The sequence below is a fragment of the Amycolatopsis sp. NPDC051128 genome, from assembly GCF_040682715.1.
Taxonomy (GTDB): domain Bacteria; phylum Actinomycetota; class Actinomycetes; order Mycobacteriales; family Pseudonocardiaceae; genus Amycolatopsis.
In genome coordinates this window covers 84,582-107,266 of record NZ_JBFBBN010000033.1, presented here as the reverse complement: position 1 = coordinate 107,266, position 22,685 = coordinate 84,582, and the positions used below count along the sequence as shown (strand labels likewise).

The 22,685-nt window shown below is 71.1% G+C and carries 23 protein-coding genes; 13 read left to right on the top strand and 10 right to left on the bottom strand.

Features of this window, described 5'->3' with window-relative positions; genetic code table 11:
- Positions 1-134: 134 nt before the first annotated feature.
- Positions 135-488, bottom strand: a complete 354-nt coding sequence (locus AB0M82_RS29340) for an MmcQ/YjbR family DNA-binding protein (protein ID WP_364728423.1) — start codon at positions 486-488, stop codon at positions 135-137.
- 57 nt (positions 489-545) lie between these two features.
- Between AB0M82_RS29340 and AB0M82_RS29335 the strand changes: the two genes are divergently transcribed.
- Complete coding sequence (locus tag AB0M82_RS29335; RefSeq protein WP_364728421.1) at positions 546-1,991, top strand: hypothetical protein; 1,446 nt, start codon at positions 546-548, stop codon at positions 1,989-1,991.
- Here AB0M82_RS29335 and AB0M82_RS29330 read toward each other — a convergent pair.
- The gene (locus AB0M82_RS29330; RefSeq protein ID WP_364728436.1) at positions 1,988-2,599 is read right to left on the bottom strand and encodes a DUF2537 domain-containing protein; all 612 of its coding nucleotides are present in this window, start codon (positions 2,597-2,599) and stop codon (positions 1,988-1,990) included. The two genes, AB0M82_RS29335 and AB0M82_RS29330, sit on opposite strands and share 4 nt — an antisense overlap.
- A gap of 37 nt (positions 2,600-2,636) precedes the next feature.
- A complete protein-coding gene (locus AB0M82_RS29325) occupies positions 2,637-3,443 on the bottom strand; it encodes an RNA methyltransferase (protein WP_364728419.1) in 807 nt (268 codons plus the stop codon).
- A gap of 206 nt (positions 3,444-3,649) precedes the next feature.
- Here AB0M82_RS29325 and AB0M82_RS29320 point away from each other — a divergent pair, with 206 nt between their 5' ends.
- The 6 genes from AB0M82_RS29320 (at position 3,650) to AB0M82_RS29295 (ending at position 9,054) form a co-directional block, all read left to right on the top strand.
- Entirely contained in the window at positions 3,650-5,149 is a 1,500-nt protein-coding gene (locus tag AB0M82_RS29320; RefSeq protein ID WP_364728416.1) for a glutamate-cysteine ligase family protein, read from the top strand.
- Positions 5,150-5,165: 16 nt separating this feature from the next.
- Positions 5,166-5,762, top strand: coding sequence for a TetR/AcrR family transcriptional regulator (locus AB0M82_RS29315; RefSeq protein WP_364728414.1), 597 nt, complete (start codon positions 5,166-5,168; stop codon positions 5,760-5,762).
- A 72-nt stretch (positions 5,763-5,834) separates the two neighbouring features.
- Positions 5,835-6,503: a biliverdin-producing heme oxygenase gene (locus tag AB0M82_RS29310; protein WP_364728412.1), complete on the top strand. Its 669-nt coding sequence runs from the start codon at positions 5,835-5,837 to the stop codon at positions 6,501-6,503.
- A 210-nt stretch (positions 6,504-6,713) separates the two neighbouring features.
- Positions 6,714-7,337 (top strand): superoxide dismutase, encoded by a 624-nt coding sequence (locus AB0M82_RS29305; RefSeq protein ID WP_364728409.1) that lies wholly within the window; start codon positions 6,714-6,716, stop codon positions 7,335-7,337.
- A 125-nt stretch (positions 7,338-7,462) separates the two neighbouring features.
- Complete coding sequence (locus AB0M82_RS29300; RefSeq protein WP_364728406.1) at positions 7,463-8,278, top strand: arylamine N-acetyltransferase; 816 nt, start codon at positions 7,463-7,465, stop codon at positions 8,276-8,278.
- A 176-nt stretch (positions 8,279-8,454) separates the two neighbouring features.
- Entirely contained in the window at positions 8,455-9,054 is a 600-nt protein-coding gene (locus AB0M82_RS29295) for a hypothetical protein (protein WP_364728403.1), read from the top strand.
- Between the two features lie 152 nt (positions 9,055-9,206).
- On the opposite strand, the gene AB0M82_RS29290 is transcribed toward AB0M82_RS29295, so the two are convergent.
- Together AB0M82_RS29290 and AB0M82_RS29285 are read right to left on the bottom strand one after the other, a co-directional pair.
- Positions 9,207-10,463: an MFS transporter gene (locus AB0M82_RS29290; protein ID WP_364728401.1), complete on the bottom strand. Its 1,257-nt coding sequence runs from the start codon at positions 10,461-10,463 to the stop codon at positions 9,207-9,209.
- Between the two features lie 122 nt (positions 10,464-10,585).
- Positions 10,586-11,017, bottom strand: coding sequence for a MarR family transcriptional regulator (locus AB0M82_RS29285; RefSeq protein WP_364728399.1), 432 nt, complete (start codon positions 11,015-11,017; stop codon positions 10,586-10,588).
- A gap of 108 nt (positions 11,018-11,125) precedes the next feature.
- Between AB0M82_RS29285 and AB0M82_RS29280 the strand changes: the two genes are divergently transcribed.
- Positions 11,126-11,668, top strand: coding sequence for a hypothetical protein (locus AB0M82_RS29280; RefSeq protein ID WP_364728396.1), 543 nt, complete (start codon positions 11,126-11,128; stop codon positions 11,666-11,668).
- Here AB0M82_RS29280 and AB0M82_RS29275 read toward each other — a convergent pair whose 3' ends face one another.
- Complete coding sequence (locus tag AB0M82_RS29275) at positions 11,669-13,138, bottom strand: NCS2 family permease (protein ID WP_364728394.1); 1,470 nt, start codon at positions 13,136-13,138, stop codon at positions 11,669-11,671.
- An 82-nt stretch (positions 13,139-13,220) separates the two neighbouring features.
- Here AB0M82_RS29275 and AB0M82_RS29270 point away from each other — a divergent pair, with 82 nt between their 5' ends.
- Positions 13,221-13,448, top strand: coding sequence for a DUF2530 domain-containing protein (locus AB0M82_RS29270; protein WP_364728433.1), 228 nt, complete (start codon positions 13,221-13,223; stop codon positions 13,446-13,448).
- On the opposite strand, the gene AB0M82_RS29265 is transcribed toward AB0M82_RS29270, so the two are convergent.
- Together AB0M82_RS29265 and AB0M82_RS29260 are read right to left on the bottom strand one after the other, a co-directional pair.
- Entirely contained in the window at positions 13,445-16,267 is a 2,823-nt protein-coding gene (locus tag AB0M82_RS29265; RefSeq protein ID WP_364728391.1) for a molecular chaperone Hsp90, read from the bottom strand. The genes AB0M82_RS29270 and AB0M82_RS29265 overlap by 4 nt on opposite strands.
- Complete coding sequence (locus tag AB0M82_RS29260) at positions 16,248-18,005, bottom strand: DUF3027 domain-containing protein (protein WP_364728388.1); 1,758 nt, start codon at positions 18,003-18,005, stop codon at positions 16,248-16,250. Before AB0M82_RS29260 ends, AB0M82_RS29265 begins: the two co-directional genes overlap by 20 nt.
- Positions 18,006-18,056: 51 nt before the next feature.
- On the opposite strand from AB0M82_RS29260, the gene AB0M82_RS29255 reads away from it, so the two are divergent.
- From AB0M82_RS29255 to AB0M82_RS29245, 3 genes are read left to right on the top strand one after another with little or no spacing between them, the layout of a single operon-like run.
- The gene (locus tag AB0M82_RS29255) at positions 18,057-18,836 is read left to right on the top strand and encodes a glutaminyl-peptide cyclotransferase (RefSeq protein ID WP_364728385.1); all 780 of its coding nucleotides are present in this window, start codon (positions 18,057-18,059) and stop codon (positions 18,834-18,836) included.
- Positions 18,837-18,874: 38 nt separating this feature from the next.
- Positions 18,875-20,812, top strand: a complete 1,938-nt coding sequence (locus AB0M82_RS29250; protein WP_364728383.1) for an MFS transporter — start codon at positions 18,875-18,877, stop codon at positions 20,810-20,812.
- Positions 20,813-20,822: 10 nt separating this feature from the next.
- On the top strand, positions 20,823-21,299 hold the full coding sequence (locus tag AB0M82_RS29245) for a DUF2771 family protein (RefSeq protein WP_364728381.1): 477 nt from the start codon (positions 20,823-20,825) through the stop codon (positions 21,297-21,299).
- 10 nt (positions 21,300-21,309) lie between these two features.
- Here AB0M82_RS29245 and AB0M82_RS29240 read toward each other — a convergent pair whose 3' ends face one another.
- Complete coding sequence (locus tag AB0M82_RS29240; RefSeq protein WP_364728430.1) at positions 21,310-21,696, bottom strand: cold-shock protein; 387 nt, start codon at positions 21,694-21,696, stop codon at positions 21,310-21,312.
- Positions 21,697-21,826: 130 nt separating this feature from the next.
- On the opposite strand from AB0M82_RS29240, the gene AB0M82_RS29235 reads away from it, so the two are divergent.
- Positions 21,827-22,063 (top strand): hypothetical protein, encoded by a 237-nt coding sequence (locus tag AB0M82_RS29235; protein WP_364728378.1) that lies wholly within the window; start codon positions 21,827-21,829, stop codon positions 22,061-22,063.
- Here the strand turns inward: AB0M82_RS29235 and AB0M82_RS29230 are convergent.
- A complete protein-coding gene (locus AB0M82_RS29230; RefSeq protein WP_364728375.1) occupies positions 22,060-22,677 on the bottom strand; it encodes an HAD family hydrolase in 618 nt (205 codons plus the stop codon). The two genes, AB0M82_RS29235 and AB0M82_RS29230, sit on opposite strands and share 4 nt — an antisense overlap.
- Positions 22,678-22,685 lie beyond the last annotated feature (8 nt).

Here is a 22,685-nt window from a genome sequence, read left to right as displayed (position 1 = left end):
ACGTCGCCCGCGAAATCTACCCACACCTCACCGCAGACCTCGCCGCAATCCACCACCTCACCCTTGACAAACCATAGGAGCATCATTGGGTGCGCCCAACGCACCGAACGCCACATTGGGGCGCATGAGCCGGGCTAACCCACCACCTGTGCGGCCAGGGTTTTCGGCGCCACCAGGCGGTAGGCGTCCCGGACGATCCGGTCGATCTCGCCCCAGTCGACGTCGACGTCCAGCCGCACGCCCAGCCAGCCGCGGTGCCCGACGTACGGCGGCCGGAAGAACCGCTCGGGCTCGGTGCGCACCAGCTCCTCCTGCGCCCCGGGCGGCGCGGGGCACCAGAACGCCAGCATGTCGTCGTGGTGGTGGTCGGCGAACATGACGAAGGTCTTCTTGCCGCGCACGAACCACGTCGGCTCGCCGTGGCTGAGCCGCTCGGTCGTCTCGGGCAGGGCCAGGCACAACTTCCGCAACGCGTCGAGCTGCTCCATCGGACAAGGCTACGATGTCACGCTGAGGGAGGGATCGATTGTGCAGCGTGACATCTCATGATGACGGCAGACCACCACACTTGGCAGCTTCGCTTCTCGGAGCTGCGGTATCGGGGGTTCTCCGGCGCCCCTGTCGTCGAGGTCGCGCCCGCGCAGTGGGGCATCGACCCCACTGCCATCCGGCAGGCCGCGACCGCGCGCCGGTACCGCGAAACTCCGCCCGACCAGGCCGGGTTCCTGCGGTTCGAGTTCGCCCCCGGCTTCTTCCCGCGGCACTTCGACCACGGCCCCGGCACGGACGCCGGCCGTCGCCGTCTCGCGAAGCTGCTCGCCGGGCAGGACCAGTTCTGGGCGAGCACGCGACGGCTGCGGCTGAGCCGCGCGGACGTCGGCGCGGCCGCGACGGCCGCGGGGATGACGGTGGTCGCCGAAGCCGCCGACCCGGCCGACCGGCTGCTCCTGCTGCGCCGGAACGGACTGCCGGACGAAGAACTGCGGCCGCGCACCACCGCGCGGCGGCCCACCCTCGGCGAAGTCCAGGGCATCGTCGCGGTCGCGTGCATCCTGGCGCTCGGCGCGGGAACCTGGTTCGCGGCGGAGTCCGAGGTGAAGTGGCTGCCCCTGTTGATCCCGGCCGCCATCGCCGCCGTGGTCGGCGCCCAGTTCCTGATCCGCGCGATCGCGGGCCGGTCACCGCGCATGCCGTGGCTGGACGACCGGTTCGACGGCAGCCACCAGGTGATCGTGGCTCCGCCGCCGGCGCTGTCGGCCGAACTGCTCGGCGAGGTCGCTTCGCTGTACGGCTACTTCTTCGCCGGTCCCCACCACTCCGGCCGGAACAGCGTGAACTTCCTCTTCGTGAAGTGCCGTCCCGGGCTGGTGTTCGGCACCCCCGGCCCGGCACTGCCGCCCGCCGCCGAACCGGTCGTCGAGGTCCCCGGCCGCGAGCAGTGGTTGCGCAACCACCTCGACGGCCGTGACGAGCTGTGGGTGAGCGTCCGGCACGCGAAGCTGCCGCCGGCCCGGATCGCCGAGATCGCGGGCAGCGAAGGTCTCTTCCCGGCCGGGGAGTTCGCCGACGTCACCGACCGGATCCTGCTGCTGCGCCGGACTTCGCCGCCCCGGCCGGCCGCCGTCCGGAAGTTCCGGATGTCGTTCGCAGGGTTCATCGCCCCGGCGGCGTGGGTCTTCCTGTGCTTCGGCGGCAGCGTCGTGACGGCCGCGATCACCCGCGACGAACGCCTTTTCGCGATCGGCTTCGGTCTCACCGCGCTGGGCGTGTTCCCGCTGCTGTGGGTGCTCCGGGCCTTTCCCCGCTCGACGCGCGTCGGCTGGCTGGCGGCGGAGTTCACCGGCCGGGACAGCGTGACCTTCTTCTCCGGCCAGTTCGGCGTCTCCCCCGAGCTGCTCCGCCAGATCGCCGAGTTCCGCGGCTACTTCTTCCACACCCAGACCGCGACCAACGCCCAGGGCACGCTCGTCACGTACGTCAAACGTCGTTAGAAGGCGATCACCAGCACGCCGGCCCAGGCGATGACGACGCCGCCCGCCGCGCCGTACGCGGCCCAGCGCAGGATCGGGGTGCGGCGGATCAGCCACAGCGACGGCGTGATCCCGGCCGTCACGATGACCGTTCCCACGAGCGCGAGCCAGCCGCTGGTCTCGCGGGCCAGCGTCGAGGCCAACGCCAGCATGGCTACGACGACCACGGACGCGATGAACGCCGACACCGTCAGCCCGGTCAGCCAGGGGGTCGGTTCGCCGGGCGGGCCGGGCGGCCCGAGCACCGACCGGATGAACCGGTGGCCGGGTTCGTCGGTCCGCGGCGGTGGCTCGACGACCGTCTCGTCGCCGGTCACCGGGTCCACGAAGCGCACCGTCGTGCCCATCACCGAGGCCAGCCTGCCGGCCAGCTGACGGCCGCGCTGCGAGACGACCGCGCCCGCCTCCGCCCCGGACTCGGCGGAGACCGTGGACGCCACGCGCGCCCACTCGTGCAGGGCCTGCGCCAGGTCGGCGCCGATCGCCAGCTTGTGCGGGTCCACCTCGCGCGCGTGCTCCCCGCCGGGGCCGGCCAGCACGGCGCGCTCGCCGCGGATCCGCAGCTCCATGGTGTCCTTTCGCGCAGACGGGGCGATCGTCGTCACCTTAGCCACCCGAGGCCAGTTCGTAGAAGGCGACAGCGGCGGCCGTCGCGATGTTCAGTGAGTCGACTCCCGCCGGCATGGGTATCCGTACCGCATGGTCAGCCGCCTCGAGCGCCGTCTCGGTCAGCCCGGGACCTTCCGCTCCGAACAGCAACGCCACCCGCCCGGGCGCGTGCTTCCGCAGTTCGCGCAGCGGGACCGAGCCCGGTCGCGGTGTGAACGCCGCGACGGCGAACCCGTGCGCCCGCAGCTCGTCGAGCCCACCCGGCCAGTCGGCCAGGTGCCCGAACGGCACGCGCAGGACGTGGCCCATCGACACGCGCACGCTGCGCCGGTACAGCGGGTCGGAACAGCCGGGGCCGAGCAGCACGCCGTCGACGCCGAGCGCGGCCGCGTTGCGGAACAGCGCGCCGAGGTTTTCGTGGTCCCCCACGCCTTCCAGCACGGCGATCGTGCCGGCGCCGGCCACGACCTCGGCGACCGTCAGCGGCGCCGGCCGGTCGGCGACGGCGAGGATCCCGCGGTTGAGGTGGAAGCCGACCACCTCGGCCATCGTTTCCGCGGAAGTGACGTACTGGGGCACGTCGGTCCCGGCGAGGTCGTCCGCCAGCTCGGCGAACCGGCGTTCGACGCCCAGCAGCGCCCGTACCGGGTAGCGGGACGCCAGCAGCCGGGACACCACGACGGTGCCCTCGGCGATGACGAGCCCCCGGCCGCCCGGCCGGTCGGGGCGGCGGTCCGCTGTGGACAGATCGCGGAAATCGTCGACCCTGGGGTCGTCCCGGCGGTCGATGTGGATCACGCGCATCCGCCCAGTCTGTCATCCGCTCGCCGGGCGCTTGCTGCTCCGAACGTCCGGCCCGACGTAGGGCGAACGGCGCATTTTGCGTTCGGTTAACTCCTAGTGACAGAGAGCACCAGTTTGGCCGCTAGCCCGGGTCCATCGACTGTGAAACGGTGGTCCGCCGGGCCAGAAACACGTCCTAGTTCCACGCCGACGCAAAAGGGATGGTCATGGGGATGGAACTCGCGGCTCAACCGTCCAAAACGCTGGACCGCGGACGGTACCGCCGCAAGGTGCAGCGTTGCCTGGACACGTTGGCCCGCATGCTCACCGACGGCAGTTTTTCGTTCCCGCGCAAGAACATCGGCCTCGAAGTCGAGCTCAACCTCGTCGACCGCGAGCTGCGCCCGTCGATGACGAACACCGCCGTGCTGGAGGCGCTGGACGACCCGACGTTCACCACGGAGCTGGGCCAGCACAACATCGAGCTGAACGTGCCGCCGCGGCCCCTGGCCGGCGATTCGGCCCTCCAGCTCGAAGACGACCTCAGCGCGTACCTCGGCACCGCGGCGTCGAAGGCCCGCGACACCGGGTCGGCGCTGGCCATGATCGGCATCCTGCCGACGTTGAAGCACGAGCACTTCGACCAGAAGTGGCTCACCAACAAGGCCCGGTACTCGACGCTGAACGACCAGATCTTCGCCGCGCGCGGGGAGCGCACGGTGCTCGCCATGGAGGGCGCGTCGCTGCCGGGCCGGCACCCCGAACGCCTGCGCAGCTACGCCGAGTCCATCCTGCCGGAAGCCGCGTGCACGAGCGTGCAGCTGCACCTCCAGGTCGCGCCGGAGGAGTTCGCCGCGCACTGGAACGCGGCGCAGTGCCTGGCCGGGCTGCAGATCGCGCTGGCTTCGAATTCGCCGTTCCTGCTGGGGAAGGCGCTGTGGCACGAGACGCGGATCCCGCTGTTCCTGCAGGCGACCGACACCCGGCCGGAAGAGCTGAAGAACCAGGGTGTCCGGCCGCGGGTCTGGTTCGGCGAGCGCTGGATCACGTCGATCTTCGACCTGTTCGAGGAGAACGTCCGCTACTTCCCCGGCCTGCTCCCGGAAACCGACGCCGAAGACCCGATCGAGGCGCTCGACGCGGGCCAGGCGCCGAAGCTCACCGAGCTGCGGATGCACAACGGCACCATCTGGCGGTGGAACCGCCCGGTGTACGACGTCGTCGACGGCCTGCCGCACCTGCGCGTGGAGAACCGGGTGCTGCCGGCCGGGCCGACGGTCGTCGACACGGTGGCGAACGCGGCGTTCTTCTACGGCGCCCAGCGCGCGCTGGCCGAGGAGGAACGCCCGGCGTGGAGCCAGATGTCCTTCCAGGCCGCGGAAGAAAACCTCTACGCCGGCGCACGCCGCGGCTTCGACGCGCAGCTGTACTGGCCGGGCATCGGCTGGATCCCGCCGGACGAGCTGGCGCTGCGCGTGCTGCTCCCGCTGGCCCACGAGGGGCTGCGCCGCTCCGACGTCTCCGACGAAGCTCGCGAGCGCTATCTCGGGATCATCGAGCGCCGGTGCCTCGCGCGGCGGACCGGGGCGACCTGGCAGCGGGATTTCGTCGTCCGCGCGCAGGACCGCGGGCTGGACCGCGAAGCGGCGCTCACCCGGATGCTGGGGCGCTACCTGGAGTTGTCGGAGGCGGGCGAGCCGGTGCACACCTGGCCGCTGACCGATTGAGCGCTAGCCTGGGCGAATGCCGAAGATTCTCGGTGAGTCACTGGAGGCGCACCGGCGCGAGGTGCGGGCGCGGGTCTTCGACGTCCTGCGCGCGCAGCTCTACGAGCGCGGCTTCGACGCGATCACGCTCGCCGGGGTCGCCGCCGCGGCCGGGGTGGGCCGGACCGCGCTGTACAACCACTTCCCCGACAAGGAGACGCTGCTCGTCGCCTTCGTCGAGGACGAAGCCGCCCGGTACGTGACACGGCTGACCGAGGCCGTCGAGGCGCACGCCGACCCCGTCGACCAGCTGGCCACCTTCGTCCGGCTGCAGCTGCGCGTGCTGGCCGAGTACCACATGCCGCCGGGCACGGCGCTCGCGTCGGCACTGGCCCCGGCGGCGTACCGGCGGATCAGCGCGCACGCCGACCCGATCACCGACCGGCTGCGCGCGATCCTCGCCGGCGGCGTCGACCTGGGTCACTGGCCCGCCGAGGACCCGGACGTCCTGATCCCGATGATCACCGCGGCGCTGGGCAACCGGGCACTGGTCGACGGGCCGCCGGAGCAGCTCGACGACGTCGTCGAAGCGGCGGTGCGGTTCGTGCTGCGAGCGGTCGGCGCGTCGATTTAGGTGGCTTGAGCGCGCGTTGTGCCCTACGCTCTTTCTGACAGTGTGTCAGATCGATCGCCGGGAGGCTTGCTCATGTCGGTGACCACGGACCTCGACACCCGGCCGTTCTCGGCGGCGCTGCGCGCGTCGACCCTCGAAGTCCACGACAAGGCGAACTACTCGGCCTACATGCGCGCTCTGCTCGGCGGGGAGCTGACGCAGGACGGCTACACGCAGCTGGCGATCCAGTACTTCTTCATCTACGACGCGATCGAGGCGGCGAGCGACGCGATGGCCGGCCACCCGGTCGGCGGCGAGTTCGTCTTCGACGAGCTGCGGCGGCTGCCCAACCTCGAGCGCGACCTCGCCCACCTGGCCGGCCCGGACTGGCGCTCGACAATCTCGCCGCTCGCCTCCACCCAGGCGTACGTGGACCGCGTGCGCGAAGCGTCCTCGTGGGCCGGCGGGTACGTCGCCCACCACTACACGCGCTACCTGGGCGACATCGCCGGCGGCCAGGTCATCCGGCGGACGCTGGAGAAGAACTACGACGTCGCCGAGGCGGGCGCGCTCTTCTACCACTTCGACGGGATCGGCAGCGCGCCGAAGTTCCGCGACCGCTACCGCGCGAAACTGGACAACGCGCCGTGGGACGACGCCGAGCGTGCCCGGGTCATCGACGAGACGCTGGTGGCGTTCGAATGCAACGTCGCCGTTTTCGAGGAGCTGGCCCAGCGGCTCGACGAGTTCCGCGCCGCCTGAATGATCGTTCTCACAGCCCGTTGACCTCCAGTTAAGTCCAGGTAGCAGGCTCGGTTTCGGGTGGCACACCTTCGGGGTACGCCTTCGGGGTACGCCACCGACGAGCCGCCGTCCCAAGTAGTGACGGCCACCCGCCCCCGCTCGCCGCGAAGGGCGGAGTGCTACTAGGTTCGATACCGGAAACTTGTGTCGAAGACAGAAGGAGGGCCAATGGCCCGCTACGAGCTCCCCGATCTCGACTACGACTACAGCGCCCTCGCGCCGCACATCTCCGGCGAGATCAACGAGCTGCACCACAGCAAGCACCACGCGACCTACGTCAAGGGCGCGAACGACACGCTCGACAAGCTCGAAGCCGCCCGCGAAGCGAACGACTTCGGCAACATCGTCGGCCTGGAGACCACGCTGGCCTTCAACCTGGCCGGCCACGCCAACCACGTCGTGTGGTGGAAGATCCTCTCGCCGGAGGGTGGCGACAAGCCGACCGGCGAGCTGGCCGCGGCGATCGACGAGGCGTTCGGCTCCTTCGACAAGTTCAAGGCGCAGTTCACCGCCGTTTCGACCACCATCCAGGGCAACGGCTGGGGCGCGCTGTCCTGGGACCCGATCGGCAAGACGCTGATCACCCAGCAGCTGCGCGACCACCACAACAACCTGATCCTGCCGACCGTGCCGATCCTGCTGGTCGACGTCTGGGAGCACGCGTTCTACCTGGACTACAAGAACGTCAAGCCGGACTACGTCAAGGCCCTGTGGAACATCTTCAACTGGGCCGAGATCAGCAAGCGCTTCGACAACGCCGTCGCCGGCGGCAACGGCCTGCTGCTCGGCTGAGCACCCGGCTGCCGGACGGGGTCCTCCTTCGCGGGAGGGCCCCGTTTTCGTCGACCCCTCCGCGGACCCCGGATGGCGCGGAAATCGCTTGACCTCGAGTGCGGTCGAGGTGTGAAAGTGGATCCATGGACGTCGACGCGTATCTGGACCGGCTCGGGGTGGGGTGGCCCGCGGCGGCCGACCTCGCGACGCTGCGCCTGCTGCAGGAGCGCCACCTGACCGCGGTCCCCTTCGAGAACCTGAGCATCCACCTCGGCGAGCCGATCGAACTCGACGAGGAGGCACTGTTCGACAAGGTCGTACGCCGGCGGCGCGGTGGGTTCTGCTACGAACTCAACGGCCTGTTCGCGGCCCTCCTGCGCGAACTCGGGTACCGGGTTTCGCTGCGAGCGGCGCAGGTCTTCCGCCCGGACGGCACGCTGGGCCCGCCGCTGGACCACGCGGCGGTCGTCGTCGAGCTCGACGAGCCGTGGCTGGTGGAGGTCGGCTTCGGCCGGTTCGCCCGGCACCCGCTGCGGTTGTCCGGCGTGGACGCGCAGGCCGATCCGGAAGGCGAGTTCCTCGTGCTGGACGCGCCCCACGGCGACGTCGACATCGTGCTGAACGGCAAGCCGCAGTACCGCCTGGAGCGCCGGCCGCGTCCGCTGGCCGACTTCGTCCCGATGGCGTGGTGGCAGGCGACGTCGCCGTTGTCGAACTTCACCCGCTCGTTGACATGCTCCCGCCCGACGTCCCAGGGCCGGGTGACGCTGTCGGACGAAAGGCTGATCGAAACGGTCGACGGCGTCCGCCACGAGCTGCGGCTGACCAGCCCCGAAGCGCTCCGGACGGCGTATCGCGTGTACTTCGGGATGACCTTGACCCGGCTGCCGGTGCCACCGGGTGAGAGTCCCTTGACGAGCACGGCCGCTCGACCCGAGACTGCCGTGAACGTGCCGTGAATGAACGGAGCCCCGGCCTGGGGTTCCCAGGGCCGGGGCTCCGTTCGTTCCCGAACTGACTGCCGCTCCCACCACGAAGCGGACATGCATGAGGTTAGCCTAACCTCATTTCCTCTGGCAAGGGGTGCGCCGGAGAGACTCCGATCTCACTCGTTCGGGTGGCTGGATCCGACGTTTTGAGCAGCGCCGGCCGCTACCTGACGAGTCGGGGCGCTTACGGACTGTCGATCACGATGCAGCACAATGCCCCGATGACCGCGCACGTGTTCGTCGACGAAAGCAAGCAGGGCGGCTACCTGATCACGGCGGCCGCCGTGCTTCCCGGCGACCTCAGCCGAGCGCGGCAGAGCATGCGCGGTCTCGTGCTGCCAGGTCAGCGGCGCCTGCACTTCACCCACGAAAGCGATGGTCGTCGCAAGCGAATCCTCGATGTCATCGCCGAACTCGCGCCGGTGGTCACGATCTACGACGGCTCCGCCCATCCACGACGGCAACAGCGCGAAGCATGCCTCGACGGCCTCGTAGCGGACCTGGCATCCGCGGGAACCCGCATGCTTGTCATCGAAACCGACGAATCGGTGCTCGACCTCGACCGGCGGATCTTCTACCGCTCATCCCGGCAGCACGGGTGTCACGAAACCCTGGAGTACCGCCACCACCGGGCGCACGAAGAGCCGCTACTGGCCGTTCCGGACGCGATCGCGTGGTGCTGGCAACGCGGCGGGCAATGGAAGGTGAGAGCGCGTGACTTCGTCCGGGTCGTGAGAGCGGTGTAGCGCCCGGATACGCGAAACCCGGCCCACCCACCGTCCGGAAGGCTGCCGGGTTCACTTCGCTCGTCTAATGACGAGTGCAGAGTCAGCATACCCCAATCACCACCCAGACGAAGATCGACCGCCGGGACCGTGTGCCGGAAGGACTCTCGGCTTCAGACCTTCGAGCGCTTCAGCACGCGCAGCCCGAACCCGCGCCGCACCGGCCACGCGACCCCGCCGCGGCGGATCAGCACCAGCGCGCAGACCACCGCGGCCAGCGCCGAGACCGCCCCGCCGATGGCGAACGGCGACCGTCCGCCGAACGTCTGCGCCATCCAGCCGACCATCGGGCCGCCGAGCGGGTTGCCGCCGATCAGCACCAGCACGTACAGGCCCATCACGCGGCCGCGCATCTCCGGGCTGACCGACGTCTGCACCAGCGCGTTCGCCGTGTTGAGGAACGTCATCGTGGCGAAGCCGAGCGGGATCAGGCCGAGGCCGAACGTCAGGTACGTCGGCATGAACGCCGTGATCAGCTCGAACACGCCGAGGAAGAACGCCGACACCAGCAGCAGCCGCACCCGTGGCTTGCCCTTCGTGCCGCGGCGGGCGGACATCACCGCGCCGGTGAAGGTGCCGACCGCGACCAGCGTCGACAGGAGGCCGTAGCCGTCGGCCGCGGTGTGGAACACGTTCGCCGCGACGATCGGGAGGGAGCTGAAGTACGTGATGCCGAACGTGCTGACGAACAGCACCAGCACCATCACCGTCATCAGGTCCGAGCGCCGCCGGACGTACCGCAGGCCCTCGGCCAGCTGCCCCTTCTCGCGCGGCACCGCCGCGACGCGGAACAGCTTGTCCGGATTCATCAGGATCAGCCCGATGATCACCGCGACCGTGCTGAGCGCGTTCGCGATGAACAGCCAGCCGGTGCCGATCCAGGTGATCGCGAACCCGGCGATCGCCGGGCCGACGATCCGCGCCATGTTGAAGATCGACGAGTTCAGCGCGACCGCGTTCGTGACCTGGTCGCGGCCCACCATCTCGGCGACGAACGACTGCCGCGTCGGCACTTCGAGCGCCGCCGTCGTGCCGAGGGTGAAGCACAGGACGTACACCTGCCACAGCGTGGCCAGCCCGGTCAGGTCGAGGACGCCGAGCACGACGGCCTGCGAGCACCCCGCCACCTGGATCCAGGTGAGCAGCCGGCGCTTGTCGACGCGGTCGGCGAGGACGCCGGCCCACAGCGAGAGGAACAGCGTCGGCGTGAACTGCAGCGCCACCGCGACGCCGAGGGCGATCGGGTTGTTGCCACTGAGGGTGAAGACCAGCCAGTCCTGGGCGATGCGCTGCATCCAGGTGCCGATGTTCGAGATGACCTGGCCGGTGAAGAACAGCCGGTAGTTGCGGACCCGCAGGGAGGCGAACATGCTGCGGCGACGCTGGGCCTTCGGCCCGGACGGCGGCGAGGCGGACGGCGGTGGAGCCGTTCCAGGGGTAGCAGTGGTCTCGATCGAACGCTGTGTCTCGCTACCCGTGGCCGTCACCGTGGTTAGTTCCCCGCCATCCTGTCTATGATTTCGGCGGCTTTGGAGAGCACTTCACGCTCTTCGTCGCCGAGTTCCGCCAGTTGCCGGTCCAGCCACGCCTCCCGGACGGAGATGGCCCTACGCACGTAGGCCAGCCCGCTCTCGGACAGCTCGACGATGGCCTGCCGGCCATCGGTCGGGTGCGGGCGCCGTTCGACGAACCCCAGTTCCTCGAGCGCGGCGATCACCCTCGTCATCGAAGGTGGCTGGACGCCTTCCTTCGCGGCGAGCTGCCCGGGGGTCAGCGCACCGCATTTGTGCAGGGTGGACAGCGCCGCGACCTGCGTCAGCGTGAGGTCGCCCCCGACGCGCTGTGCCCGGAGCCGGCGGTTGAGCCGGACCACCGCGAGACGCAGGCGGCTCGCCAAGGAGCGCTCGTGCGTGTCGCCGGACATATAGTTAGCATACCTTACGAAAATTCTCCGGACGGGTGATCCCCGTCAACCCCGCAACCTGGAACACGGCCGCGCGTCCTCAACCAGGAGCAGAACCCGGGGAGTCGGATGAACAAGAAGCTGGTGGGCACGGCCGTGGTCGGCGCGGCGATCCTGGCCATCGTGGTGGCGCAGTTCGTGGGCGGCGGTGACGACGCGCCCGCCGCCGCACCACCACCGTCGCCGACGCCATTGATCCTGCAGGGGCAGCTCCAGGTCTACCAGTCCCCGGACGTGTCCGGTCCCGGCTCGGCGATCGAGATCCCGGTACCGTCCTGGGCCGTGAGCCGCGACAAGGAGCGTGCCAGCTTCCGCCAGGGCGACCTCCTGCTCGAGACCGACCGGGTGCCGATCACGCAGGAGGATCCCGTGAGCGGGCTGCGGGCGCTGGTCGGCTCGCAGGGTGGCACGGTCGCCGAGCACGCCCCGATCGCCGACCGGGACGCCGCGCAATGGGACTTCACCTACGAACGCGACGGTGTGCCGCGGCGAGTGACCGTGGTCGGTCTCGGCGCCGGCGACGCACTGGTGACCATCCGCTTCGAGGCCCCGGCCGCCGAGTTCGAGCGCGACCGGGGCGTCTTCGACGAGGCCTTGAAGATCAGGGGCTGATCACCGGAACGCCGCCTGGATCGGCCCGACCGCGAAGTACGCCACGAAGGCCAGCGCGATCACCCACATCAGCGGGTGCACCTGGCGGGCCTTGCCGGTGGCGGCGCGGATCACGACGTAGCTGACGAAGCCGGCGCCGATGCCGTTGGCGATCGAGTACGTGAACGGCATGACGACGATGGTCAGGAACGCGGGCAGCGCGATCGAGTAGTCGGTGAAGTCGATGTCACGGACCTGCGACATCAGCATCGCGCCCACCACGACCAGCGCCGGCGCGGCCGCCTCGACCGGCACCACCTGGTAGAGCGGCGTCAGGAACATCGCGGCGATGAACAGCACGCCCGTGACGATGGTCGCCAGGCCGGTCCGCGCGCCCTCGGCGATGCCCGACGCCGACTCGACGAACACCGTGTTCGAGCTGGCCGAGCCGAGGCCGCCGGCCGCGCCCGCGAGGCCCTCGACGAACAGCGCCTTGCCGACGTTGGGCAGCTGGCCGTCCTTCGGCAGCAGGTCGGCTTCCTTCGCGAGGCCGGTCATGGTGCCCATCGCGTCGAAGAAGTCGGCGAGCACCAGCGTGAACACCAGCAGGCAGACGGTGATGATCGGCAGCCGCGTCCAGGCGCCGAACGAGATGTCGCCCACCAGCGAAAGGTTCGGCAGGCCGAGCACCTGGTCCGGCAGCGCCGGGTAGCCGAGGTTCCAGCCGAGCGGGTTCGTGCCCTTCGACGGCCCGGCCTTGACGATCGCCTCGACGACGATGGCCAGCACCGTCGACGCCAGCACGCCGATCAGGATCGCGCCCTTGACCTTGCGCACGACCAGGATGCCGGTGACCAGCAAGCCGACGACGAACACCACGGTCGGCCAGGAGGCGATCGAGCCGTTGATGCCGAGCCCGACCGGGACGGTGGTGTGCGCGGCATCCGGCAGCCGGCGCACGAACCCGGCGTCGACCAGGCCGATCAGGCAGATGAACACGCCGATGCCGACGGCGATCGCGGACTTCAGCGCGGCGGGCACGGCCCGGAACACCGCGGTGCGGAACCCGGTGAACACGAGCAGCACGATGATCACGCCCTCGATGACCACCAGGCCCATCGCCTCGGGCCAGGTCATCTGCGGGGCGATGGTCACCGCGACCAGGCTGTTGATGCCCAGACCGGTCGCGATGGCGAACGGATAGTTCGCGATCAGGCCCATGAGGATGGTCATGACCCCGGCGACCAGCGCGGTCACCGCGGCGACCTGCGGCACCGGCAGGATGCCGCCGAGGACGTCCTTGTGCGCGCCGGCGTCGTCGGCCGAGAAGCTGCCGATGATCAACGGGTTCAGCACCACGATGTAAGCCATCGTCACGAAGGTGACCAGGCCGCCGCGCACCTCGCGCGACACGGTCGAACCCCGCTCGGTGATCTTGAAGAACCGGTCCAATGTGGACGTCCCGGCACGGGACGTCTCCTGCTCCGCCATTCGCCTGCCCATTCTGTCGCTGCTGCGGAGTACCCTTCCCCACGTGAGTGAACCGATCAATCCACCGGAGGTTACGGGCTCGTTGCGGCACACGCCGGAACTGCCCAAGAGGCTGACCGACCTGACACCGGTGGTGATCGTAGGCACCGGCATCTGGGCCGTCGCGCTGGTGGTGCTCTTCTTCACGACTTCGGGGCTGTGGGTGCAGACGGCGCTGTCCGGGTTCGCGCTCGGTTTCGTCGGGCTGGCGATCGTCGGCTGGCAGCGCGCCGCCGCCCGCCGCGGGTCGAAGTCGGCCCAGCGGCTCTAACCGAGCAGGGTCCTCGGTGAAGGGTCGTCGAGCAGCGCGGTGATCAGGTGCCGGTCCGGCCAGCGCCCGGCCGCCCAGGCGAACGCGCGGGCCAGGCCTTCCGAGCTGTCGGCCGCGTGCAGCCGGCCGTCGGACCACCACTGGACGTCGTGTTCGCCGCCCTGGATCGACACGGTCAGCGGGTCGTGCACCAGGACGCCACCGTCGGGCAGCCGGATGCCGAGCTGGTCCGCGACGAGCTTCAGCGCGGGCAGCTCGGCCCAGGGCGCGTACTCACCCTGGCTGGTCACCTCGGCCTTCTCGGTGCCGGCCAGCGGGAGGTCGAGCAGGTCCGCCAGCCGGTCCGGGTCCTCGGGCGCGACGACGTACTGGTCCGGCTCGAGCGCACCGGCCACCCACGGCACGTCCAGCACCAGCGCGTCGTCCACAACGGACCCGTCCGCGGCCCGGACGGCCCGGGGGGCGCCCGGGTCCAATCCGGACTCGACGACGGCGTCGTAGGCGCGCGTGGTCAGTCCGGGCGAGATCGTGCGTTCCGGATCGGCGAGCCGTTCGAGGAGGTCCTTCGCTTCCTCCACTGTGGACACGGTGAGATCCGCGCGAACGCCGGCGACGCGCAGGAGGTCTTCGCTCAGGCCGAGCTCGGGAACCTCGTCGTAGAGCCCGGCCAGGTCCGCGTCCGGCAGCCGCCACTCGTTCGGCGCCAGGCCGTCGAGCACGGCGTACCGCGCGATCCACCAGGCCGCGTGCCCTTGTGGTGCGCGCAGGGCGTGCCAGGTCTCGGGTCGCGCGGCGAGCAGCCGCAGCGCCGCGGGCCAGGCGTCGTCGGCGACGAGGTCGAGGTCCCGGATCGCGACCAGCGTCACCGGCGGCTCGGGGCGCGAGTCCCACCAGGCTTCCTCGTCCGGCAGGTCGTGGTCGGGCTCGTGCGGCTCGTCGTCGACGACCAGTGCGAAGGAGTCCAGTACCCCGGCGGCTTTCAGGGTGTCGGCCGGCCAGTCTTCGGCGAAGTCCTCGTCGAGGACGTCGAGCGCGCCGTCCTCGTCGAAGACCTCTTCGTCGAAGACGTCCAGCAGCGGCGACGCCGGGAGCACGAGTTCGTCGGCGCGGCGCCAGGTGTCGGTGGCGGGCAGGGCGAGCGCGCCCACCCAGCGCGGGGCGTCGTCACCGCAGTCGGCGATCAGCCGGAGGACCGCACCCGCGAGCGTCGTACCGTCCAATCCGGACCGCACGTCCTCGACGCTGCGCTCGACGGCATCACGCAGCTGGTCGGCGTTGAGCAGCTCGCGGGCGTGGGCGTGCTTGGCGCCCAAGCGTTCCAGGAGCGGGTGCGACGCGGCGGGGTGCACCAGCCGCAGTCCCGGGATGTCCACATCGGACAAGAGTTCGAGAAGCTCGGCCGAACCCTCGACCAGCAGGCAGCCTCGGGCACCCGGCAACGTCCGGCCATCTGACAGGGGCACCGGCAGACCGTCCAACCGGGACGCGGCGAGCGCGTGGGACTCGACGGCAATCGCGAGGGCCGCGTAGACGTCCCGCCACCAGCCCGGGTCGCGAGTTGCGCCGGTCAGCGTCTCCAGCACCTCTTCGATGCTGATCACTTGCACCGCAACGGCTTTCAGCGCCTGCGCGGGCGCCGCACCTTTGAGCAGCCCGGGAACGACGTCGGCGAGCAGCGCGGGCAGACCGGGCACGTCGACGTCGAGCACCCGGGCCTGGCGGCCGGAGACCTCGGTGCCGTCCTGAGTGGACAGCCACGGCTCGGAGCTGAGGTGGGCGAGCACCGCGTCGCGCAACTTGGCGTCCACAGTGGACTTCGGGAACCCCGGCGTGGGAACGAGGGCGAACCGGTGCTCGGGCGGCAGCAGGCGAACCAGCGAGAGATACTCGGCGGCGGCGTCCTCCAGTGCCTTCGTCAGTTCGGCCCCGGGCAGCGCGCGACGGCGCGACGGCTCGACCGGAACGGGCGCGAGCAGGCGGGCGGGCAGCGACAGCCCGTCGTCGGTGGGGGTCGGTGCGTGCAGGACGTCTTCTTCGAGCGGCTTCGGCGCACCTGCCCTGTCGACCGGAACCGCCCACACGACATCGCCGCGGTGGTTCAGCCAGCGGGTTTCCCTTTCCGGGCCCCGGATCTCGACGACGTCGTGGTCGGCGGTGCGAGTCCAAACGCGCCCGTCGACGTCGACTTCGGCCAGCCACGGCAGGGCGAGGAGGAGGTCACCGATGTTCTTCGCGAGCTCGTCGAGAAGGGCTCGTCCGTCGACACCGTCTCGCAACGGCAGCCGGACTTCGGTGTCGAAGCCGGCGGGGACGTCGGCGGGGACGGGCCATGGCAGCCGCAGCACGGGAACGTCGCCGTCGATTCCCGCGGCTTGCCGGGTGCGGTCGGCGGAGAAGGCGACACCGCCGGTGGTGGAGACGACGCTGGGTGCGTCGGAAACGGTCCGCACGGCGGCGAAGCCGACGCCGAAGCGCCCGACGGTGCCGCCGGTCTTGCCGGAAGCCCGCAGCGACGCGAGCGACGCGACCCCGCGCGCGTCGAGCGGGGCGCCGGTGTTGGCGAACCGGAGTTCACGGTCCACCAGGGCGACTTTGAGCCGTCCGGGCGTCCCACCGGCCATGGCGGCGTCGGCGGCGTTCTGGGCGAGCTCGACGAAGAGCCGGTCCCGATAGGCGCCGACGCGCAGATCGCGCTCGACGTTGGTGTCCTCGATGAGCCGGGTCGGCGAGTCCTGCCAGGCGCGCAGGGTCGATTCGCGCAGCCGCGCGGTGCCGAAGGGATCGGCCCCGGGCGACGGCTCAGGCGTCGCGCTGGTCACTGACGTCTTCGGCTGCCGTGTCGACCTGGGTCTGCGCTTCGTCGGGCTGAGTCAGGGAGGGCTCGGGGCTACCGGCCTCGGTGACGACATTGTCGGTCAGGGTGGCTTCGGGCAGCTCGGCCTCGGCAACCGGCGGTTCGGCAGCAGCCTCGGTGACTTCGGCCTGGGTCGGCTCGGCCTCGGCGGGTTCGGCAACGTCGGCTTCAACCGGCGCAGCAGGAGTCTCCGCAGCGACCGGCTCGACAGGAACCTCGGGCACTTCGGCCTGAGCAGGCTCAGCCCCGGCGGCTTCGGCAACGTCAGCTTCAACCGGCGCAGAAGTCTCCACAGCAACCGGCTCGACAACAGCCTCAGGCACTCCGGCCTGAGCCGGCTCAGGCTCGGCGGCAACGTCGGCTTCCGCAGGCGCAGAGACCTCAGCATTCTCCGACTCGGCCACCTCCGCCTGCACCGGCTCGGCCTCCGCAGACTCGGCAACGCCCGCTTCGCCCGGCGCGGAAACCTCCGGCTCGGCAGGAACCTCGGTCACCTCAGCTTGAGCCGGCTCCTCAGCCACCACACCGGCTGCGATCGGATCCACCTCAGCCGCGTCCGACTCCGCAGCCACCGGCTCAGCGACCACCTCGGTCACCTCAGCGGCATCCGGCTCCGCGGCGACCTGCGGCTCAGCAGGCACATCGGCCGCTTCCAGTTGCGGCTCCTCGGCCACCGCCGGCTCCGGCTCGGCGACCACGCCGGCCACCTCGGCCGGGGCCGCGACCGCCTCCGCGGGCTCGGCCACCGCGTCGGTCACCTCGGCCTGGGTCGGCTCCGCTTCCGCCGGCTCCGGCACCTCGGCGACCACCGGCTCCGCCACCACCGGCTCCGGTACCTCGGCGACCACCGGCTCCGCCGCGACCTCGGGCTCCACCTCCGCCGGCGACAAGTCGGCCTCGGTCACTGCCGTCTCCGGCTCGGCCGCCGGTGTCTCCACCAGCGAGGGCGCCGGGGTGTAGTCCAGCAGCGAGTCGTCGTAGACCAGCTCGGCCACCGGGACCGATGAGGTCAGCTCGACCTCGACCTCCGAGTGCGCGCCGCAGCCGTACTCGACGTCGACCACGTGGCCGTCCGCCGGGGCGATGTCGTTGCTGCACACTCCGAACACCCCACGCAGCGACCCCGCCAGCGGCACGAAGAACCCGCAGGTCCCGCAGACGTCCGGCGCGCTGCGCGCCATGTCCGACCGCGGCCCGAACTCGCCGCCGTGCCAGCGGGCCGCCGCCTCGGAACGGCCGAGCCGGGACAGCACGTGGACGCGGCCCAAGCCCGCCTCGTGCGCCACCTCCTCCACCGCCGGGTCGTCCGACTGGAGGTACGCCGGCGCCAGGCGCGGGTCGTTCTCGTCCGTCGGGAAGATGTCGCCGACACCCAGGTCGCCCGCCCGGACGCGGCGCTCCCACGGCACCCACGGCGGCGCGACCAGCGCGTCCGGGCCGGGCACCAGCACGACCTCGCTGACCGTCACCGGCTCGTCGTCACCCGCCAGCGCGACCGTCACCGACCAGCGCCAGCCGCCGTATCCCGGCACCTGGGCCTCGAACAGGTGACTCGCCGTGACCGCGTCCTCGCGGGTGACGCCCACATGAGCGCCCAGCTGTTCCGCGGGCGCGTGCTCCAGCACCGCAGCTCGCGCGAACCCCACCGCGTCGGCGAGTTTGCGCTGCACGGAGCCGTCGTCCAGGGTCAGCAGCAGAGTCATGCGGCCAATTGTGCCGCACGCATCCGCGGCGCCCGTGCCAGGCTGTTCAAGGTGCGCAAACCGATCGTCACCACGCTCCTGCTCGCCGCCGCGTTGGGCGGCTGCGCCGGCGCGCCCGGCGCCGAGCCGGGTCCGGAACAGCTCACCGTCGAAGTGGTCTCGAAGCTGCCGCACGACCCCGCCGCCTTCACCGAAGGCCTGGAGTTCGACGGCGACACGCTCTACGAGAGCACGGGCCTGGCCGGGCAGTCGACGCTGACCGCCGGCCCGGCCGGCGGCTCACCCCGGACCAGGGCCACGCTGCCGTCGCCGCTGTTCGGCGAGGGCGTCACCGTCCTCGGGCCGACGCTGTGGCAGCTCACCTGGCAGGACGGCGTCGCGATCGAGCGCGACTCGAAGACCCTCGCCGAACTGCGGCGGGTGCCGTACCAGGGCGAAGGCTGGGGGCTGTGCCACCAGGCGGACGGACGGCTGGTGATGAGCGACGGCTCGTCGCGGCTGACCTTCCGCGACCCGAAGACGTTCGCCGTCACCGGCAGCGTCGACGTCGGCCGTGACCAGCTCAACGAGCTCGAGTGCGTGGGCGGCGACGTGTACGCGAACGTATGGCACACCGACACCGTCCTGCGCGTCGATGCCGCCACCGGACACGTCACCGCGACGATCGACGCAGGTCAGCTGCGCGCCCAGGTGAACGCGACGGGCGCCGAAGACGTGCTCAACGGTATCGCCGCCATCCCGGGGACCGGCGAATTCCTCCTCACCGGGAAGCAGTGGCCGGTCACGTTCCGGGTGAGGTTCGTCCCGGCGCGCGCGGCAAAGCACGGATGAGCAGGCGGAATCGACCTCCGGTAAGGCAGGATTGAGACGTGGCACTTTTCGGCTCCCGCTCCGACTCCGACGGCCCGCCTTCCGGCCGGTCCGGGCAGCAGCGCGGCCGGAAGTCCAAGCGGCGCTGGACGCCGGAGCCGGGCGCGGCGCAGGCCAGGCCCTGGCGGGAGGCGGCCGCGCCGACCCGCGTCGAGCACCAGGCCCCGCCACCCCCCACCCGTGCCGAGCACCCGAGCGCGCCGCCGCCCACCCGCGTCGAACGGCCCGTCCCGCCACCGCCGCGGCCCGCCCCGCCGCGCGTGCCGAACGCGAACGAGGCGCCGACCGCCGCCGCCCCGCTGGGGCACCGGCCACCGCCGCCGCCGCGCGGGGCCCGCCCGTACCCGCCGTACGACCCGAACCGCACTGAGCCGGTGCGTCGCGAGCCGACCCCGCCGGGCGGCTTCTACCAGGGCGAACGCCATCCGGGCAGCGGTGAGTACGAGCACTACGACACCGGCGGCTACGCGGGCGAGCCGCGGCCGTCCGAGCCGGAACCGCCGCAGCAGCAACCGCCGCACACGCCGGGCGGCACGCCGAAGCTGCCGAAGAAGATCACCGTCACACGCGTGGCGGCGATGCGCAGCCGTCAGCTGACCGGCCAGGCCGTCGACGCCTTCCAGCGCGCGACGAAGGCCGACGGCGCCGAGAAATCCGGGCTCACCTCGCTGACCTACGCCGTGATGCTGAACTACGCCAGCGACGCGGCGATGGCGATCGCGCTGGCCAACACCCTGTTCTTCGCCGCGACCAGCGGCGAGAGCAAGGGCAAGGTGGCGCTCTACCTGCTCATCACGATCGCGCCGTTCGCGCTGGTCGCGCCGGTGATCGGACCGGCGCTCGACAAGCTCCAGCGCGGCAGGCGGCTGGCGATGTGCGCGTCGTCGGTCGGCCAGGGGCTGATGGCCGTCGTGATGGCCCTGCACTTCGACGACTGGCTGCTCTACCCGGCCGCGCTCGGGATGATGGTGCTCTCGAAGTCGTTCACCGTGCTCAAGGCGGCGGTGACGCCCCGGGTGCTGCCGTCGGAGATCACGCTCTCCAAGACGAACGCCCGGCTCACCACGTTCGGCCTGGTCGCCGCGGGCGTGTTCGGCGCGCTGGCCAGCGGGGTCAACGCGATCTCCGGCGCGGCCGGCGCGCTGTGGTTCACGGCGCTGATCTGCGTCGCCGCGGCGGTGCAGTCGATGCGGATCCCGGCCTGGGTCGAGGCGACCGAGGGCGAGGTCCCGACGTCGCTTTCGGCTCACCCGACCGAGAAGAAACCCCGCCAGCCGATGGGCCGCCACATCGTCGTCGCGCTGTGGGGCAACGGCTCGGTGCGCGTGCTCACCGGCTTCCTCATGATGTTCGCCGCGTTCGCCGTGAAGGCGCAGACCGAGGGCAGCGGGCAGACCCCGTTCATGCAGTTGCTGCTGCTCGGCGTGATCGGTGCCGCGGCGGGGGCCGGTGGGTTCCTCGGCAACGCGCTGGGCTCGCGCCTGCACTTCGGCAGCCCCGACCAGGTGATCGTCGGCTGCGTGGCGGGTTGCGTGCTGGCCGCTTTGGTCGCGACGGTGCTGCCGGGCCTGGCCACGGCGGCGATCGTCGGCCTGATCGGCGCGACCGCCAGCGCGCTGGCGAAGATCAGCCTCGACGCGGTCATCCAGGAGGACCTGCCGGAGGAGTCGCGCGCGTCGGCGTTCGGCCGCTCGGAAACCGTGCTGCAGCTGGCCTGGTGCTTCGGCGGCGCGGTAGGCCTGCTGCTGCCGCCGACGTACTGGATCGGCTTCCTGGTGGTCTCGGTCCTGCTGGCGGTCGGCCTCACCCAGACGTACCTGGTGCGCCGCGGCGGCTCGCTCGTGCCGGGCCTCGGCGGCGACCGGCCGCTGCGGCCCGCGCCGACCGGCAGCTTCCCGGCGCAGGGCATGCCCGGCGACCCGAGGACCCGCCGGTAGGCTCCGGCGCATGCGACGTTCCCGGGTGGTGGCCCTGTTTGCGGCCGGTGGGTTCGCGGTGGCCGGCTGCTCGGCGCCTGGCCCGGCCGAGGTCACCTTCTACGCCGACGGCCACACGATCCGCACCACGCCGGTGCTCTCGTGCGACTACTCGCAGCGGCTCGCGCAGCCGTGCAGCGCGAAGGGCACGACAGAGACGCTGAAGGTCCGGCCGGGCAAGCCGGTGCAGGTCTCGGTGCCCGGCGAGGTGGCCGACGCGCCGTGGCAGATCGTCTACGAGTACGTGACCCCGCAGGGCGAGTACAAGCAGAGCGACCCGATCCCGTTCACGTCGCTGGACCGCTACGCGTACACGGTCACGCCGCCCACGCCCGCCGACCGCATCTCGGCGGTCGACGTCCAGAAGTACACGGCCGTGCTGAACGCCGGCACCGGCGAGTCGGGCCTGCTGCCCAGCGACGTCTGGGGCCTCCGGCTGGAGGCTTAGGGGTCGCTTCTCAGGGATCGATGTCCCGAGCCACCGCGCGCATGATCTCGGCGATCTGCTTGGTGTGCTTGCGATCCGGGTAGCGGTTGCGCCGCAGGTCCGGCTGCACCTTCAGCTCGATCAGCTTGATCATGTCCTCGATCAGGCCGTGCAGCTCCTCGGCCGGGCGACGACGCGCCTCGGCGACGGACGGCGGCGGGTCGAGCAGCCGGACGGAGAGCGCCTGCGGACCGCGACGGCCGTCGGCGACGCCGAACTCGAGCCGCTGCCCGGCCTTCAGCCCCTCGACGCCCTGCGGCAGCGCGGCCTTGCGAATGTAGACGTCGGCTCCACCGTCCTGCGTGACGAAGCCGAAGCCCTTCTCCGCGTCGTACCACTTGACCTTGCCGGTCGGCACTTCCCTCACCAGTCCTTCTGCTGTCCGCTCACGACGAACGCGCCCGGGGCGTACCCAGGGCGCGCTCCTGAAAGGGTATCTCGCCACAGGCCCTGGGGAGAAGTCGATAGCTGCGGATACCCTCTGCGTCATGACGACCGTGACGAAGGAGGCCGCCATGACCACCCCGGGCAAACCGTTCCTGATGCGTATCGGCATCGGCTTGTTCGGCATCGGCATGCTCGCCGTGCTGACGGTGTTCATCATGTTCGCCGCCGGCCTGGAGAACCTGCCGATCTGGCTGTCCGTCGGCGCCGGTGTCGTCACCCCGCTGGGGCTGCTGCTGGGCCTGATCGCGCTGGTCCGCGAGGCACGGGCCAAGAATTAGGGTACGGCCTCGAAGGTCCGCTCGAACCAGTCCGGGAACTCCGTCAGCGATTCGAACACCACTTCGGCGCCCTCGCTCAGCAGCAGGGTGCGGTCGCACGGACCCGTCGTGACGCCGACCGGGATCGCCCCGGCGGCGAGCGCGCCCCGGACGTCGCCGGCGTGATCTCCGACATACACGCGCGCGTCGTGCGCCAAGAGCGCTTCGGCCTTCTGCGTCGACCACAGCTCGCCGACGACTTCGTCGACCTCCAGGCCGAGCGCGTCGACGTGCAGCTGCGCGTTGGGCCCGTACTTCCCGGTGACGACGAGGGTGCGCCCGCCGGCGGCCCGCACCGCGCGCAGCGACTCGACCGCGCCCGGCAGCGCGATCGCGCTCGGCACGACCACCTCGGGGTACATCGCGCGGAACCGGTCGACGAGCCCGGGGATGCGTTCCTCGGGCGCCTCGAAGCCGCGCAGGATGTCGTCCAGCGGCGGCCCGAGGTTCGCCGCGAACGCCTCGCCGTCCAGCGGCAGGCCGGATTCGACGCCGAGCGCGTTCATCGCCGCGGCCATGCCCGGCCGCGCGTCGATCAGTGTCATGTCGAGGTCGAACCCCACGGTGATTCCCACACCCAGCA

Excerpts from the sequence above, each read along its gene's own strand:
- AB0M82_RS29340 (WP_364728423.1), bottom strand. The coding sequence starts at position 488 with ATGGAGCAGCTCGACGCGTTGCGGAAGTTGTGCCTGGCCCTGCCCGAG.
- AB0M82_RS29335 (WP_364728421.1), top strand. The coding sequence starts at position 546 with ATGATGACGGCAGACCACCACACTTGGCAGCTTCGCTTCTCGGAGCTG.
- AB0M82_RS29330 (WP_364728436.1), bottom strand. The coding sequence starts at position 2,599 with ATGGAGCTGCGGATCCGCGGCGAGCGCGCCGTGCTGGCCGGCCCCGGC.
- AB0M82_RS29325 (WP_364728419.1), bottom strand. The coding sequence starts at position 3,443 with ATGCGCGTGATCCACATCGACCGCCGGGACGACCCCAGGGTCGACGAT.
- AB0M82_RS29320 (WP_364728416.1), top strand. The coding sequence starts at position 3,650 with ATGGGGATGGAACTCGCGGCTCAACCGTCCAAAACGCTGGACCGCGGA.
- AB0M82_RS29315 (WP_364728414.1), top strand. The coding sequence starts at position 5,166 with ATGCCGAAGATTCTCGGTGAGTCACTGGAGGCGCACCGGCGCGAGGTG.
- AB0M82_RS29310 (WP_364728412.1), top strand. The coding sequence starts at position 5,835 with ATGTCGGTGACCACGGACCTCGACACCCGGCCGTTCTCGGCGGCGCTG.
- AB0M82_RS29305 (WP_364728409.1), top strand. The coding sequence starts at position 6,714 with ATGGCCCGCTACGAGCTCCCCGATCTCGACTACGACTACAGCGCCCTC.
- AB0M82_RS29300 (WP_364728406.1), top strand. The coding sequence starts at position 7,463 with ATGGACGTCGACGCGTATCTGGACCGGCTCGGGGTGGGGTGGCCCGCG.
- AB0M82_RS29290 (WP_364728401.1), bottom strand. The coding sequence starts at position 10,463 with ATGTTCGCCTCCCTGCGGGTCCGCAACTACCGGCTGTTCTTCACCGGC.
- AB0M82_RS29285 (WP_364728399.1), bottom strand. The coding sequence starts at position 11,017 with ATGTCCGGCGACACGCACGAGCGCTCCTTGGCGAGCCGCCTGCGTCTC.
- AB0M82_RS29280 (WP_364728396.1), top strand. The coding sequence starts at position 11,126 with ATGAACAAGAAGCTGGTGGGCACGGCCGTGGTCGGCGCGGCGATCCTG.
- AB0M82_RS29275 (WP_364728394.1), bottom strand. The coding sequence starts at position 13,138 with ATGGCGGAGCAGGAGACGTCCCGTGCCGGGACGTCCACATTGGACCGG.
- AB0M82_RS29260 (WP_364728388.1), bottom strand. The coding sequence starts at position 18,005 with ATGACTCTGCTGCTGACCCTGGACGACGGCTCCGTGCAGCGCAAACTC.
- AB0M82_RS29245 (WP_364728381.1), top strand. The coding sequence starts at position 20,823 with ATGCGACGTTCCCGGGTGGTGGCCCTGTTTGCGGCCGGTGGGTTCGCG.
- AB0M82_RS29235 (WP_364728378.1), top strand. The coding sequence starts at position 21,827 with ATGACGACCGTGACGAAGGAGGCCGCCATGACCACCCCGGGCAAACCG.